This window comes from Phascolarctobacterium sp. ET69 (assembly GCF_023336935.1).
Classification (GTDB): Bacteria; Bacillota; Negativicutes; order Acidaminococcales; family Acidaminococcaceae; genus Fusicatenibacter_A; species Fusicatenibacter_A intestinipullorum.
Genome location: NZ_JAMBLR010000001.1, coordinates 63,062 through 78,786, shown reverse-complemented (window position 1 = coordinate 78,786; position 15,725 = coordinate 63,062). Strand labels below are relative to the sequence as shown.

11 protein-coding genes are annotated in these 15,725 nt (G+C 46.3%); 1 reads left to right on the top strand and 10 read right to left on the bottom strand.

Features of this window, described 5'->3' with window-relative positions; translation table 11 throughout:
* Positions 1-182 precede the first annotated feature (182 nt).
* Positions 183-3,647: a YadA-like family protein gene (locus tag M3079_RS00375; protein ID WP_249076566.1), complete on the bottom strand. Its 3,465-nt coding sequence runs from the start codon at positions 3,645-3,647 to the stop codon at positions 183-185.
* A 394-nt stretch (positions 3,648-4,041) separates the two neighbouring features.
* Between M3079_RS00375 and M3079_RS00370 the strand changes: the two genes are divergently transcribed.
* Positions 4,042-4,713 (top strand): sigma-70 family RNA polymerase sigma factor, encoded by a 672-nt coding sequence (locus M3079_RS00370; RefSeq protein WP_249076565.1) that lies wholly within the window; start codon positions 4,042-4,044, stop codon positions 4,711-4,713.
* A gap of 101 nt (positions 4,714-4,814) precedes the next feature.
* Here M3079_RS00370 and M3079_RS00365 read toward each other — a convergent pair whose 3' ends face one another.
* From M3079_RS00365 to queC, 9 genes are all read right to left on the bottom strand, one after another.
* Positions 4,815-6,428, bottom strand: coding sequence for a gamma-glutamyltransferase family protein (locus M3079_RS00365; RefSeq protein ID WP_249076564.1), 1,614 nt, complete (start codon positions 6,426-6,428; stop codon positions 4,815-4,817).
* 15 nt (positions 6,429-6,443) lie between these two features.
* Entirely contained in the window at positions 6,444-7,730 is a 1,287-nt protein-coding gene (gene eno / locus M3079_RS00360; RefSeq protein WP_021715406.1) for a phosphopyruvate hydratase, read from the bottom strand.
* Between the two features lie 22 nt (positions 7,731-7,752).
* Positions 7,753-9,267 carry a 2,3-bisphosphoglycerate-independent phosphoglycerate mutase gene (gpmI, locus tag M3079_RS00355; RefSeq protein WP_249076563.1) on the bottom strand — a complete coding sequence of 505 codons (1,515 nt, stop codon included), beginning with the start codon at positions 9,265-9,267 and terminating at the stop codon, positions 7,753-7,755.
* 7 nt (positions 9,268-9,274) lie between these two features.
* Positions 9,275-11,200 (bottom strand): triose-phosphate isomerase, encoded by a 1,926-nt coding sequence (tpiA, locus tag M3079_RS00350; protein ID WP_249076561.1) that lies wholly within the window; start codon positions 11,198-11,200, stop codon positions 9,275-9,277.
* Positions 11,201-11,212: 12 nt separating this feature from the next.
* The gene (gene gap / locus M3079_RS00345) at positions 11,213-12,220 is read right to left on the bottom strand and encodes a type I glyceraldehyde-3-phosphate dehydrogenase (protein WP_249077100.1); all 1,008 of its coding nucleotides are present in this window, start codon (positions 12,218-12,220) and stop codon (positions 11,213-11,215) included.
* Positions 12,221-12,276: 56 nt separating this feature from the next.
* Positions 12,277-13,308 (bottom strand): sugar-binding domain-containing protein, encoded by a 1,032-nt coding sequence (locus tag M3079_RS00340; RefSeq protein ID WP_249076559.1) that lies wholly within the window; start codon positions 13,306-13,308, stop codon positions 12,277-12,279.
* A gap of 505 nt (positions 13,309-13,813) precedes the next feature.
* Positions 13,814-14,314, bottom strand: a complete 501-nt coding sequence (gene queF, locus M3079_RS00335; RefSeq protein WP_021716748.1) for a preQ(1) synthase — start codon at positions 14,312-14,314, stop codon at positions 13,814-13,816.
* A 2-nt stretch (positions 14,315-14,316) separates the two neighbouring features.
* On the bottom strand, positions 14,317-14,814 hold the full coding sequence (locus tag M3079_RS00330) for a QueT transporter family protein (protein WP_021716747.1): 498 nt from the start codon (positions 14,812-14,814) through the stop codon (positions 14,317-14,319).
* 12 nt (positions 14,815-14,826) lie between these two features.
* Entirely contained in the window at positions 14,827-15,507 is a 681-nt protein-coding gene (queC, locus tag M3079_RS00325; RefSeq protein WP_249076557.1) for a 7-cyano-7-deazaguanine synthase QueC, read from the bottom strand.
* Between the last annotated feature and the right edge of the window lie 218 nt (positions 15,508-15,725).

Below are 15,725 nucleotides of genomic sequence, written 5' to 3'. Positions count from 1 at the left end.
GGTTTGGTATTTTATAGTAAGGTGTTCGGTTTTTATTTTTGTTTATGTTTTACTTACGGTAGTTTATGCTTTTGCATATAGTTTGATATGTGCTTTTGATAGTAAATAAAGGCGGACCAAGCCCGCCTTTATTTACTATTTTAAATTAACTATTATCCTGCCGACCTTTAAAGTATACGCTGTTATTTTTTCATTTCAGCTGCCATTTTGGCATGGCGTTCCTGCTGTGCTTTTACTTTTGCTTCTTTGGCTGCTTTTCTCATTTTTTCCGCTTTTTTAATTCTTGCTTTTTCTGCTTTTTTTGCTTCAGCAGCTTCTACTTCTTCAGCACTCTTGCGGCCGAATTTCCAGGTTGCGCCAATGCCGCCCATTACTTCATCACCACTGGTAGATACGGACAGGCTCAGCATGAAGTCTTTGTTTGGATAGTGGAACAGGCCGAGAGCTGCGCCGGTTTCGCTTCTGTACTGGCCGATGCCTACTGCGATTTCAGTGGGAGCTGCAGGGTCATAACCCATGGTACGCAGGTTAGCGATTGCTGCACTCATTGCACCTACTTTGTCAACGCGGTCTTCAACTTTAGTGATACGATCATCCAGACGGGCAACTTCTGTACGGCGAATATCTGCTTCAGCGTTAATGCCGCCTACTACAGTGTCGTCATAGTTATCATTCTGCTTAAGTTCAGCATCAATATTATCTACCTGACCCATATCAGAGAGATGAATTCTACCTCCGTTTTTATCATTAATAGATACGTCATCTTTATCAATCTTAGTTCCGTCATTGGCACCTACTACAATACCATTTTTATCAATAACGGTCTGATTTTCTGAACCATCTTCAAAAGTAGTTCCGTCTGCGGTAAATTCAACATTGCCGATTTTACCGGTATCTGCAGTAATATTGCCGGTAGTAACATTGCCGCCATTAACAATAGTTTTACCGTCTTCACCTTTATCAAAGGTTGCTTCGCCTTTGCCAATATTAGATTTATTAGCATCATGGACGCCAACAATTACGTGATCGCCGGTAATTTCGGTAGTTCCGGTACCAACGGTAATTTTATTGCTTACATTAACATTGCCGCCATCAACAATGGTTTTATCGCCTTCACCTTTATCAAATTCGGCATAACCACCGTTAACAGTTCCTGTTCCGGCACCTGCTCCACCAGTAACAGTGCTGCTAGCAGTTGCATCGGAAACAATTTCGCTGCCATCTATAGTTGTTACAGTGCTATCATTGCCGTTTACTGTTACTTTACCCCCGTTAATATTGGTGGTACCAACTCCTGTACCTTCAAAGGTAGTGCCATCTTGTCCAACAGTAAGTCTGCTCTCAAGATTCTCTGTATTTGTAATAGTAGTGCTGCCAGTATCTTTATTGTAACTGATACCAGTAGTTTTTTCTTCCAGTATTTCAACTCTACCAGTTAAATCACTAAGCTTAATAGTAGCACCATTATGAACATAGCTTACGTCATCGCTCGCACCAAGATTTACCGGACCTGCAAACACAAAACCATTACCATTCAAGGTAAAGCTGTTCGTTCCATTAGAAAGAGCAAAACCATTTCTTCCGTCTAATGTTAAATCATAGTTATCATAATGAGCTTCAAAATTATCGGTATCTGCATGGAATACCGTATTTTCATCTTTTTCAATATCAATAACTCCGGCTGCACCTACAGTAATAGAACTGCCAGCTTTATCAGTCATAGATTCTCCAAGTACAATATTTTCTACGTTTAAGGTACCGGTAGTAATAGTACCTCCGTCAATAATAGTTGTACCTCCGAGGTCTTTAGTAAAAGTTGCACTGCCTGCATTAGCTGTAGTAACAGCACCGCCTTCACCATATAATGTTAAGGTATTGCCCTTAAGGATGCCGTTGTTTCCGCTATCAATATAAGAAGTAATTGTTTCACCATCAATAGTGGTATAACCTGTACCGGAATTTTTAAAGGTTGCTTTGCCTTCACCATTAACATTAAATTTATCACCAGCTGCGCTTAAAGTACCGCTAAATGTAGCATCCGCGGCTTTTACGTCGCCGTCAGAATTAACTTCAAATTCATGGTTAGCTGCACTTAAAACACCATTTACATCTACGTCTCCGCTAAATTTACCGTCCACTGCTTCTACGTTGCCGGTAGTGGTAACATTACCAGTTACATTAAGCTGACCGCCAATTGTAGCATCGCCAGTAATATCAGCACTGCCACCAATATTAGCATTATTTGCCCATACATTACCACCAACTACTTTAAATCCATCTCCAACTTTAAGTGATTGTGCAATTTCAACTTGTCCGCCGTTAATAGTGGTTTCTCCAAGCGAACCACCATCAGAAACAATTTCGCTGCCATTAATAGTTGTTGTGTTATCACCATCTTTAAATGTAGTTAATCCACCTTCGCTAATAGTTACATCACCTTTAGCAAAGCTTGCGCTGCCGTTAGCATTGATAGATAATTCATAGACATCATCACCATTTTTATCAAGAATTTTATTACCAAAGTTGATAGTTTCTACGTTTAAAGTATTGGTAGTAATAGTGCCACCTTCAATAGTGGTAACATTTTCAGCACTACCAAAGGTTGCTTTACCGGTTACTCCAAGAGTACCGCCTACTGTTGCGTTGCCGGTAGAAGTCAGGCTGTCAACAGTAGCACCACCGCTTACAGTCAAGCCCTTTTGAACTGTTGCACCATTTTTAAGAGTAGTTTCGCCGGTTACTTCTAAAGTACCGCCAACTTCAGCATTGCCGTTGGATTTCAGGCTGTCAACAGTGGTTGCACCGGTTACATTCAAAGTACCGCCAACAGTAGTATTTGCAAGAGTGGTGTCGCCTGCAGTCAAAGTGCCGTTTACTGTAGTCTTTTCAAGAGTGGTTTCACCAACAACAGTTAAGTCACCACCAACTTGAGCAGTAGTTGCAGTCATAGTACCAATTTGAGCTGTACCCTCAACAGTTAATTGCTTATCTGCCCCAATAATAGTAGTATTGCCGTCAGTATCTACTGTAAAGTTGCCGCTGCCTGCAGCCAATTTGCCGCCAACAGTAGTATTGCCGTAAACATCTACTGTGAATTTATCGGTGTTAACAGCCAAGCTGCTAACATTAGTTGCACCTGCTGTTAACGCATTTCCAACTGTTAAATCACCTTGAACATAAGCATTGGTATCTACAGTTAAGTTATCAGCTACAACACCACTGATAGCATCCACAGTGAGTTTACCGTTAACGTTTAATTTCTCAAGGTTAGCATCACCTGTTACTTTCAAGCCGCCATTAAGGCTAGCAAGACCAGTAGCAGTCAAAGTACCGCCAACTGTAGTATTTTTAAGAGTAGTTTCGCCATTAACAGTCAAGCCGCCTCCGGTAATTTCCATGCCACTAGTAACGGTTAGTTGTGTAAAATTACCGCCAGCAGCTTTAACTGTACCATCAACACCTGCACCTGTTACTGTAAATTCTACACCATTGATAGAAACGGTGTCGTCAGCCGTTAATACAGCACCAGTACTATCTTTCAAGCCAGTAACCTGGCCTGCAGCCATTACCGGAGCAGCATAGATGCCCGTCATTACACTTGCGCATAATGCCATTGCCAAAATTTTGCTTTTTTTACTTTTAGCCATCCTTATCACCTTTCCCGTTGTTATTTAAAAGCGCGCGCCTTTAAATATTTTTACTCTGTAAGCCATCGGGGAATGTTACCGCGGCGCCACATTCCTCAAAGGGTTTGCAGGTTTAACTTTGCTGATTTTGCAGAGATAAAGCGTCCTCTATCTCTTTGCTAAAATTATACCACATTCTTCCCCCCCGGCAAGACCTTATTTTAACTTTGTGTCTTTCTTTTACGTATCTTGCCAACTGGTAACTTGGTTTATGTTAATCCGTTCTTTTTTATTTTTTACAAATTTTTTCAACAAACTCTTTACAAACTGCCAAGCCTTCGGTTATAATCTTGCTTACGCCGCTTTTTGGGTGCGCACCGCTAAACGGCTTATTATTTTAACAGGGGGTTTATTTTTGAATAATTACCAAAACAGAAAAATATCTTTATTTACTAACGCGGTGCCTGAAACGCCAAAGCCTAAATCTGCCGTGCCGGAAATGGATATTATTCCCAAAACCGTACAGCGCAAAACTTTTACTACTTTGGCAACAGAAACCAAAAATTTAATTACTGCCGCCCAAAATGGTGATAAGCAGGCGTTGGAACAGCTTTGCATATCTTTTGAGCCTTTGTTCCGCAGTGAAATGCGCCGCGATATGTTTTACAATGCCCTTGGCTTTGAGGAGGGGTTAAGCCTTGCAAGGTTAAAGTTTATTGAGTTTGTATTAACATACAACGGCGCTGATTATGAGCATTTTGCAGGTTATGTAAGGTGCCGTATTCACTTTGCGCTGTACGATGAAGTAAAAAAAGTGTGGGCGGATGAAAATAAAAAAGCGCCCCTGCCCGATAGTGAGGCAGAAGGCGCCGAGTTCAGCGACGATGTTATTGAACGTGAGGAATTAAGTATTTTATTAAGATTAGCGCTTAATAAGTTAACCACCAAACAGCGGCAGACTATTGAGGCGCTTTACATAAATGGTTACAGCGGCAGAGAAGCTGCCGAGCTGTTAAACTGTTCACCTGCCATGGTTACCAAGCACCATAAGCAGGCATTAAAAAACTTGTGCAGCAATATTGCGTAACTTAAATTTTTCTTTATAAAAACGATATGCTCCCATTAGCTTTCCGGAAGTTTTATTTTTAACTGCCGGTTCTAACGGGAGCATTTTGTTTTTTTATTATTTTACCAAACGGCAACCATGCCGTCGGCGCGGGGTTCTGTTGCGCCAACAAGCACACCGTCATCATTGCGCCAAATCATCTGGCCGCGGCCAAAATCAATAAAGTCATCGGTTACGATAAGTTCGTGCCCGCGGGCGCGCAAAGCGTTAATTATTTCTTCGCCAACGCCTGCTTCAACCATAACTTTTTTGCCTTCAATCCACTGCCAGCGCGGGCAATCCAGTGCTTCCTGCGGGTTCATGCCAAAATCAATTACGTTATGGATAACCTGCAAGTGACCCTGCGGCTGCATGTAACCGCCCATTACGCCAAACGGGCCCACGGCTTTGCCGTCTTTTGTTAAAAAGCCCGGTATAATGGTATGATATGGTTTTTTCAGCGGTACAAGGTAATCGTCGTGCTGCGGGTCAAGCGTAAAGCCGGAGGCCCTGTCGTTAAAGGCAATGCCGTAACCGGGCACAACTATGCCGCTGCCAAAGCCCTGAAAATTGCTTTGGATATACGAAACCATGTTGCCTTCGCCGTCTGCCGTACACAGATATACCGTACCGCCGCAGAAGGGATTGCCGGGCCTAGGCATAATTGCCTGTTCGCCAATAAGTGCGCGGCGTTTTGCCGTATATTCATCACTAAGCAATTCTTTAACCTGCGCTTTCATATAACGCGGGTCGGCAACGTATTTTCTGCCGTCGGCGTAGGCAAGCTTCATGGCTTCAATTTCGTGGTGCAGGTTTTCGGCACAATCTTTGCTGCCGTGTTCAAAACCTTTTAAAATATTAAGCGCCATTAACGCCACAATGCCGTGCCCGTTAGGAGGCAGTTCCCATACGCGGTAACCGCGGTAATCAATGCTGATTGGCTCTACCCATTCGGCACGGTAAGCAGCTAAATCGCTTTTGCGGATATAGCCGCCTGTACTGCGCGAAAATTCATCAATTTTATCGGCAATTTCGCCGCGGTAAAAGGCTTCGCCGTAGCTATCGGCAATAAGGCGCAGCGTTCCGGCCTGTTTGGGCAGTTTGGCAACTTTACCGGCTGCCGGGGTTTCGCCGTTTTCAGTAAAAGTATCAAACCAGCCTTTAAAGGCCACGTTATTTTTATACGGAGCAAAAACGCCAAGTCCTTCATGCCATAAGCGGCTGATAACCGGCGATACCGGGTAACCGTTTTCGGCATATTCAATCGCCGGTGCAAACAGTTCGGCAAAAGGCAGTTTGCCAAAGCGTTTGTGCAGTTCTGCCCAGGCAGATACCGCACCCGGAACCGTTACCGATTCCCAGCCGCGCTCGGGAATTGCCGTTTTATCTTTTAATGCTGCACAATCCGGCGTTAAAAGTTCAGGCGCATAACCGCTGCCGTTTAAGCCGTATAATTTGCCGCCAACCCACACCTGGGCAAAGGCATCGCTGCCAAGCCCGTTGCTGGTGGGCTCTAAAATTGTAAGCGCAATGGCGGTTGCAACAGCGGCATCAACGGCGTTGCCGCCTTTTTTAATCATATCAAGCCCGGCCTGCGCTGCCAGCGGCTGGCTGCTGCAAACCATGCCCTTTGTGCCGTACATTACACTGCGGCGCGAAGGGTATTTATATTGTAAGGGATTAAAACAAAAATCCATTTTATGCGCCTCTGTTTATTTGCTGATGTTGTAGAAAACATCCATTCCTTTATATTTGGCTGCGCTGCCAAGGTCTTCTTCAATGCGCAGAAGCTGGTTGTATTTTGCCACGCGGTCAGTTCTTGCCGGTGCGCCGGTTTTAATCTGGCCTGCGTTAACGGCAACTGCAATATCCGAAAGCGTGGTATCTTCCGTTTCGCCGCTGCGGTGGGAAATAATGCAGGTGTAGCCTGCGCGTTTGGCGGTTTCGATAGCGCGGAAAGTTTCGGTAAGCGTGCCAATCTGGTTTACTTTAATGAGGATTGCGTTGCCGACATGTTTTTCAATGCCTTCTTTAAGACGGGCTTCATTGGTTACAAACAGGTCGTCGCCAACAAGCTGAACTTTTTTGCCAAGGCGTTTGGTAAGTTTTTTCCAGCCGTCCCAGTCATCTTCAGCAAGGCCGTCTTCAATGGATATAATAGGATACTTTTCGCACAGCATGGCAAGGTAGTCAATCATTTCTTCGCTGGTTTTTACAACGCCTTCGCCAGCCATGTCATACTTGCCGTCTTTATAAAATTCGCTCGAAGCAACGTCAAGAGCCATAACAATATCTTTGCCGGGTTTGTAGCCTGCTTTTTCAACGGCTTCCAAAATAACGGCAATGGCTTCTTCGTTGGATTTCAAATCCGGCGCAAAGCCGCCTTCGTCACCCAAACCGGTGCCAAGGCCTTTTTCCTTTAAAAGGGATTTAAGAGTATGGTAGATTTCAACATTCATGCGCAGGCATTCGGTAAAGGATTTTGCACCAACAGGCATAATCATAAATTCCTGAATGTCTACGTTGTTATCGGCATGCTGGCCGCCGTTTAAAATGTTCATCATCGGCACGGGCAGTTCCTGTGCAGCTACGCCGCCAAGGTACAGGTACAGCGGCAGCCCGCAGGAGTTGGCTGCGGCTTTGGCAACTGCCATGGATACGCCAAGTACAGCGTTGGCGCCCAGTTTGCCTTTGTTGGGTGTGCCGTCAAGGCGGATGAGCATTTCGTCAATTTCGGTCTGGCGGGTTGCTTCAAGGCCAATCAAAGCTTCTGCAATAACGTCGTTAACGTTATCAACTGCTTTGCTTACGCCTTTGCCGCCATAGCGTTCTTTATCGCCGTCGCGCAGTTCAACTGCTTCGTGTGCGCCGGTAGATGCGCCGGAAGGTACGGCTGCGCGGCCGACAGAGCCGTCTTCCAGCCATACTTCAACTTCAACGGTCGGGTTTCCGCGCGAATCGAGTATTTCTCTTGCGTAAACTTCGGTAATCATTGCCATGAGTTTTTCACCTCTGATTATTTTACTTTTCTATCAGGCTGTGCCCTGTCATTTCTGCAGGCTGCGCTATGCCCAAAAGTTCCAGCAGCGTCGGCGCTATATCTGCCAAAATGCCTTCATGCAGTTTCGGCCTGCCTGCCGATACCATTAAAAACGGCACGGGGTTAGTGGTATGCGCCGTATACGGCTGGTTAGTTTCTCCGTCATACATTTTTTCAAGGTTGCCGTGGTCGGCAGTTATGCAAACCGCACCGCCAAGTGCAAGCACTTTTTTTACTATTTTACCGGCACAGGTATCTACCGCTTCCATTGCCTTAACGGCAGCATCCATCACACCGGTATGCCCAACCATATCGGGGTTGGCAAAATTTAAAATAACAACATCATATTTATTTTCATCAAGCAGCGCTAAAAGTTTGTCCGTCACTTCATAAGCGCTCATTTCCGGCTGCAAGTCGTAAGTGGCAACCTGCGGCGAAGGTATAAGCACTCTGTCCTCCAGTACGTTTGGAGTTTCCACGCCGCCGTTAAAAAAGAACGTTACATGCGCATATTTTTCCGTTTCGGCAATGCGCAGCTGGCGCAGATTATTTTTTGCCAGAACCTCTCCCAGGGTATTAACAAGCGTTTCCGGCGGAAAAGCCACCGCAGCATCAATAGTTGCGTCGTACTGAGTCATGCAGACAAACGCCACATTTAATTTAACGCGTTCAAAACCGGCAAAGTCACTGTCCGTAAAGGCGCGTGTAAGCTGCCTTGCCCTGTCCGGGCGGAAGTTATAAAATATAACGCCGTCGCCGTCTTTTACGCGGCTGTCATTTTCGGAAGCAACAACAAACGGTTCAACAAATTCGTCGGTAACACCGGCAGCATAACTTGCTTCAATGCCTTCAGCGGCAGAAGCAAAAGTTTTTCCGCTGTGCAGCGTTATGGCATCATAAGCCTTTTGCGTGCGCGCCCAGCGCTTGTCGCGGTCCATGGCGTAATAACGCCCACTGACGGTTGCAATTTCGCCGCAGCCTGTTTCGTCAACAACTTTTTGCAGGCGTTCAATATAAGTCAGCGCGGTGCTTGGGCCAACATCACGGCCGTCTAAAAACGCATGCACGTAAACTTTTTCAAGGCCGTTGGCTTTCGCCATTTTTAAAAGCGCCCACAAATGGCTTTCGTGGCTGTGTACGCCGCCATCGCTTAAAAGGCCCATTAAATGCAGTGCGCCGCCGTTTTGTTTTACCCGCGCCATACATTCAAGCAGCGCTTTGTTTTGCAGCAGCGTGCCTTCTTCGCAGGCTTTGGTAATACGTGTCAGCTCCTGGTACACAATGCGCCCGGCGCCGATATTCAAATGCCCTACTTCCGAATTGCCCATCTGCCCTTCCGGCAGCCCTACCGCATTGCCGGAAGCTAAAAGCCTTGTATGCGGGTAAGTTTCAAAAAGGCGGGAAAGCTCAGGCGTTTTTGCAGTTTTGGCCGCATTATAAGGCCCGGCCGGGGCAATGCCCCAGCCGTCCAAAATCATAAGCATTACAGGTTTCATGTTATCCTCACACACTGCGTACAATAGCGCTGAAGCTGTCTGCTTTCAGGCTAGCGCCGCCAACCAGTACGCCGTCAATTTCGCCCTGCACAAAATCGGCAGCATTCTTTTCGGTTACGCTGCCGCCGTACAAAATACGTACTTTGCGCGCAACTTCTTCCGAAAAGATTTTTTCTATCTTGCTGCGGATAAGCACGGCAACTTCCTGTGCATCTGCCGCCGTTGCAGCATTGCCGCTGCCAATGGCCCACAAAGGCTCATAAGCAACAACCATGTTTTCGGCTTCCTGCGCAGTAATGCCTTTTAATGCGCTTTGCAGCTGCATGCTTATTTTGCGGGAGGTTTTGCCTTCCGCACGTTCCTCGGCATTTTCGCCAACGCAAAGCACAGGTTTCAGGCCGTTTCTGTAGGCAGCGCGCAGTTTTTTGGCAACGGCAACTTCGTTGTCGCCAAACAGCGTGCGGCGTTCGGAATGGCCGATTATTACATATTCCGCGCAGATATCGGCAATCATTTTGCCGGAAACAGCGCCGGTGTAAGCGCCTTCATCTTCCCAGAAAATATCCTGCGCGCCGTAGCCGACATGTTTACCGTCGATAGCATCGGCAACGGTTTCCAAAGCAGTAAACGGCGGGAAAATTACAACCTCGTTCAAAGTTCCGTTGGTTTCTTCTACAATGCTTTCTGCAAGTTCTACCGCTTCGCCGACCGTTTTGTGCATTTTCCAGTTGCCTGCAACCATTTTGCGGCGCAGGTCATCCAATGCGGCAATGCCGGGCAGCACTTTGCCTTCCAGATATTCAAGGCTCGCACCGCCGCCGGTGGAAATATGGCTTATTTTAGAAGCAAGGCCCGTCTTTTCAATAGCGGCAACACTGTCGCCGCCGCCTACAATACTTACAGCCTTGCTCTTGGCAACTGCTTCGGCAACAGCTTCCGTGCCATGTGCAAAAGCATCCATTTCAAATACGCCCATAGGGCCGTTCCAAACAATCATTTTTGCGCCCTGCAAAGCAGCTTCATACTGCAAACGGCTTTCCGGCCCAATGTCAAGCGCCATATAGTCCTGGCTCAGGGTTTCAACACGCTCAACCTTTGTATCGGCGTCAGCCGCAAAGGCAGAAGCCATTACAAGGTCAACCGGCAGCAGCATTTTAACGTTGTTTTCTGCTGCTTTTTTAAGCAGGGCACGCGCCAGTTCAAGTTTATCTTCTTCAACAAGGGATTTGCCCATTTTATGGCCTTGTGCGGCAAGGAAGGTATTAGCCATGCCGCCGCCGATAAGAAGTACGTCAACTTTATCAAGCAGGTTTTCTATTACGCCGATTTTATCGGAAACTTTTGCGCCGCCGATAATTGCCGCATAAGGATGCAGCGGATTGGTAACGGCACGCCCGATAAATTTAATTTCTTTTTCGAGCAGGAAGCCTGCGGCAGCCGGCAGAAAATGCGTAACGCCTTCCACCGAAGCATGCGCGCGGTGCGAAACGCCGAAACCATCATTAATATATACATCGGCCAGCGAAGCAAGTTTTTCGGCAAAGCCAAGGTCATTTTTTTCTTCTTCTTTATGGAAACGCAGGTTCTCCAACATTAAAACTTCGCCCGGTTTTAAAGCCGCTGCCATTTTTTCTGCTTCTTCACCAATGCAGTCATGCGCAAAGGCAACAGGCATATCAAGCAGCTTGCTTAAATATACGGCAACAGGCTCCAAAGAATACTTTTTGTTTACTTCGCCCTTGGGACGGCCAAGGTGAGCCATTAAAATAACGGCAGCGCCATGCTCCAGAAGATAACGCAAAGTATCAAGCGAAGCGGTAATGCGGGTATCGTCAGTAATATTGCCTTCAGAATCCATCGGCACGTTGTAATCAACGCGCACGAGGGCTTTTTTGCCGTTAAGCTCTAAATCGCATAAGGTTTTCTTTTCCATTACTCCACCTTCTTACAGGCCTTTGGAGGCAATGTAGCAGGCAAGGTCAACAACACGGTTGGAATAACCCCATTCGTTATCATACCAGGCAACAACTTTAGCCATACGCGGGCCAACCATCATGGTAGAAAGGCCGTCAACAATGGAGCTGAGCGGGCAGCCGTTGTAATCGCGGGAAACCAGCGGCAGTTCGTTGTAGCCCATAATGCCTTTCAGTTCGCCTTCTGCTGCTTTTTTAAGAGCTGCGTTAATTTCTTCGGCAGTGGTATCTTTTTCAAGCAGTACGGTCAGGTCGGTAATGGAAACGTTCGGGGTAGGAACGCGCATTGCAAAACCGTTCAGTTTGCCTTTAACTTCCGGCAGAACCAGGGAAACTGCTTTGGCAGCACCGGTAGTGGTCGGAATGATGGACTGCGCAGCTGCACGGGCGCGGCGCAAATCTTTGTGCGGCAGGTCAAGAATTCTTTGGTCATTGGTATAAGAGTGAACGGTAGTCATAAGGCCGCTTACAATACCAAAGTTTTCCAGCAGAACTTTGGTGAACGGAGCCAGGCAGTTAGTGGTGCAGGAAGCGTTGGAGATAATATTGTGTTTGTCTGCTTCATATTTATCTTCGTTAACGCCCATAACAATGGTAATATCTTCGCCTTTAGCCGGAGCGGAGATGATAACTTTTTTAGCGCCTGCCTCAAGATGTGCTTTAGCTTTTGCACCTTCGGTAAAGCGTCCGGTAGATTCAACAACGATTTCTACGCCGAGTTCGCCCCAGGGCAGTTTAGCCGGGTCGGTCTGTGCCAGTACTTTAACTTTTTTGCCGTCAACTACCAGATATTCGCCTTCGGCAGTAACATCATGGTCAAAAGTGCCATGAATGGAATCATATTTTAACAGGTGTGCAAGGGTTGCAGCGTCCGTCAGGTCATTTACAGCCACAACATCAAAATCGGGGTTGCCGAATGCTGCACGGAAAACATTGCGGCCGATACGGCCAAATCCATTAATACCTACTTTTGTCATAATAAAATCCTCCTTTAAAATATATGATGATTTATTTTTGCACAAAAGTGCTTTATAACTTAATCTTCAAGCATTTCTGCAATACAGTGCGCTGCGGCTTCGTCCGTAACAAGAATATCCTGCCGTGAAACGCGTATTACCGATAAAATTGCTTCTGCCTTGCTGCGCCCGCCGGCCACGCCGATAACAGTGCCTATTTTAGGCAAATCCTGTAACATCAGCCCGGCATTGTTCGTCATGTAAACCTGCCTGCCGTCCAGCGCGCAGTACTGGCCAAAGGCCTCGCCTACAGCGCCGTCGTCCAAAAGTTTTTGAATAAACTCCGGTGCCATACGACGGTGGCGCGCCATAACGGCTGCCTGCCCCACGCCATGCACAAGAATATCAGCCTGCTTGATAATATCAACAACGGCTTTAACGCCGGTGTCTTCCGCCAAAATGCTGTTTAAAATTTCTTCACTCACGCTGTCCGGCACATACAGCTGACGGTAAGATGCGCCCATACGCTGCGCCAGCACCGTTGCAATGGTATTGGCCTGCAATTCCACGTTATCGCCAAGGCCGCCGCGCGCAGGCACAACCACTGTTTGCGGGTGGCTGCCGCTGATATTGGCAGCAAGCGCCGCCATTGTAGTACCGCCGCTGACAGCGACAATATGCTTTTTGCCGTCGCCCAGCAGCCTGCTTAAAATACGTGCGGCTGCACGCCCTATTTCGCGCTTAACAACTTCTTCCTGGTCGGAATCGCCGGGAATGATAACCACCCTACCGATATTCAGCTTGCTGCATAAAAGCTGTTCCAAAGAGTTAAGCCCCTGCAATTTGCGCACATAATCGGCAAGCTCCCGCAAAATATCCATGCCTTCCTCCGTTACCGTCATGCCGGACGAAGAAAAAACAAGCAGCCCGCAGCCTTTTAAAAAATCGACCTGGGCGCGCAAAACCCTTTCGCTAAGCCCAAGCCTTGCTGCCAAAGCACGCCTGCCAATCGGGTGTTCGTGGCTGACCTGGCGCAGAATCTGATAACGCTGCACCAAAAGGTTGGTCAGTTCGGGAACAATTTTCTTTTGTAAATTGATAATACTATCCATAAGCCTTCACCTATCAGGTTTTGTCCCTCGTGGTCCTTTTTTAGTCCCACGATTTCTAAACAAAACAAATAAGAGTACCTTATTTGTAAATATTGTACCACATTAGGCGCAAAAAAAGAAGTAGAAAGATATTAAGGCGCAGTAAAATTTTAGGCACTTGTTGTTTCAAGCAATAAACAGCCCAGTAACCATTCTGCTAAACGCATCAAAATGCTGCGGCTCCTCCGATTCCGTCCGGAATAGTAACCGGACTCTCTTACAGAGTGCCCTAAATTCAGCCGCCGCAGTTTTGACAGTGCATTCAGCATTACGGTTACCGTGCTGTTCGTTGCTATATCCTCTCACCTTTTTATAGAAAACTATGCAAAGCAACTTTATTGTAATTAAATTTTAACTATTAAACTTTGAAAGCACAAACGCAAAAAGAGCGGTATTACCAAATGAAGTAGCATTCAAAAATTTGGTTAAAACCGCTCTTATGAAACTTTAGCAAAAACTATGTATTTTATTTTCTGTAATTTACAATTTCCGGGTTCATATCGTGGAAATGCATACGCTTTTTGGCAACCTCTTCCCATTCGGTACCTGGTTTGCCGTAATTTGCGTATGGGTCGATAGAAAGGCCGCCGCGCGGGGTAAATTTGCCCCATACTTCAATATATTTGGGCTCCATCAGCTTAATCAGGTCTTTCATAATAATATTTACGCAGTCCTCATGAAAATCCCCATGATTACGGAAGCTGAACAAATACAGCTTCAGCGATTTGCTTTCTACAAGCTTCATATCCGGCACATACGAAATATAAATGGTGGCAAAATCAGGCTGCCCTGTCATCGGGCACAGGCTGGTAAATTCCGGGCAGTTAAATTTTACAAAATAATCGTTGCCGGGATGCTTGTTAATAAACGATTCCAAAACCTCCGGCGCATAATCGGTTGGATAGTTGGTTTTATGCCCTAAAAGGCCGACGCCCTGCAATTCTTCTTTGGTTCTTCCAGATGTCATGTTTATTTCCTTTCCGCCGCAATATTTACGGCAAACGATTTTTCAAGCGCAGTTACAAGCGCTGCTCCGGCAAGGCCGCATACAAACTGCCCTACCAGCACAGAAGATGCCAGCAGCCAATACGGCAAATCAAGCAGCACGGAAAGCCAAACCGGCACGCCCAGGCCGGGAATTAAAGTTATGGCAAACAAAATGCACCAGTTGCCGCAGCCGTATTTTTTGGCAAGCACGATAACAGAAGTAGTAACAATGCCTACAATGCCGCCGCCAATCATATCAAGAGGCCCAAGGCCGCCCATAATGGTATTGCTTATAACATTGGCTATGCCAAACGGCACAATCAAGAACGGAAAAATTGCACTTAAGCCATACATGGCTGTTGCAATGCGCACCTGATACTGCCCAAAGGCAAAAGTTTGCGTGCACATCATTACCGCAATGTACAAGGCTATGCAAATACCGGCAATAGTTAATTTTTGTGTTTGTGTGTATCTTTTCATATAAATCTCCTTTTAATCTTCGTATTTTAAGGGGTCCTGCACCCCGTTTGCCGCAAAGGCTGCTTTTCTGTCGATACAGGTTCCGCAGCTGCCGCACGGTTTTTCGCCGCCGCAGTAGCAGCTCCATGTAAGTTCGTAAGGCACTTTCAGCTGCAGGCCTGTTGCCACAATATCTTTTTTGCTTAAATTTACAAACGGTGCAATAAGCTGAACCTTACGCCCGCTGCCGATATATATGCCTTCATTCATTTTATTGTTAAAATCGCTGCTGCAATCCGGGTAAGCACTGCCTGCCGCGTCATCTACATGGGCGCCATAATAAACAACACTGCAATTTTGCCCCAGTGCAATGCTTGCGGCTACGCTTAAAAACACGCCGTTGCGGAAAGGCACATAAGTTGATACCGGTTCACCGTGCTGCTTTTTAATCTGCCCGGCATAAGATTCATGCGGAATTTCTTCGGTTGACTGCTGCAAAAGCGAACAGTTGCTGTACGCAAAAACAGGCGTTAAATCAAGTTTTATCAGCTGCGTATTATAATATGCTGCTACTTTTTCCGCCGCCGCAAGTTCCTTGCTGTGTTTTTGCCCGTAATACAATGCCAGCGCGATAACCTCGCTATATTTTTCTTTGGCAACGGCAAGGCAGGTTGTACTGTCTACCCCGCCGCTTAATAATACCAGTGCTTTCAAAATTATGCCTCCGTAAAATAAAAAATCCGTCTGGCTACAGACGGATTGCATAACAATATAAAGGCCGCTTATGCGGCACGCGCCCGTAGTTTTGTTTAGGGACTGGATGGTTCCGAACAGTCCTATTAAGTTACTTAAACATTATAACCAAAAAATTTATATTTGACAAGCAAAAAATAAAAGACAGCAACCAAATTAAACTGCTGTCTTTTAAAATG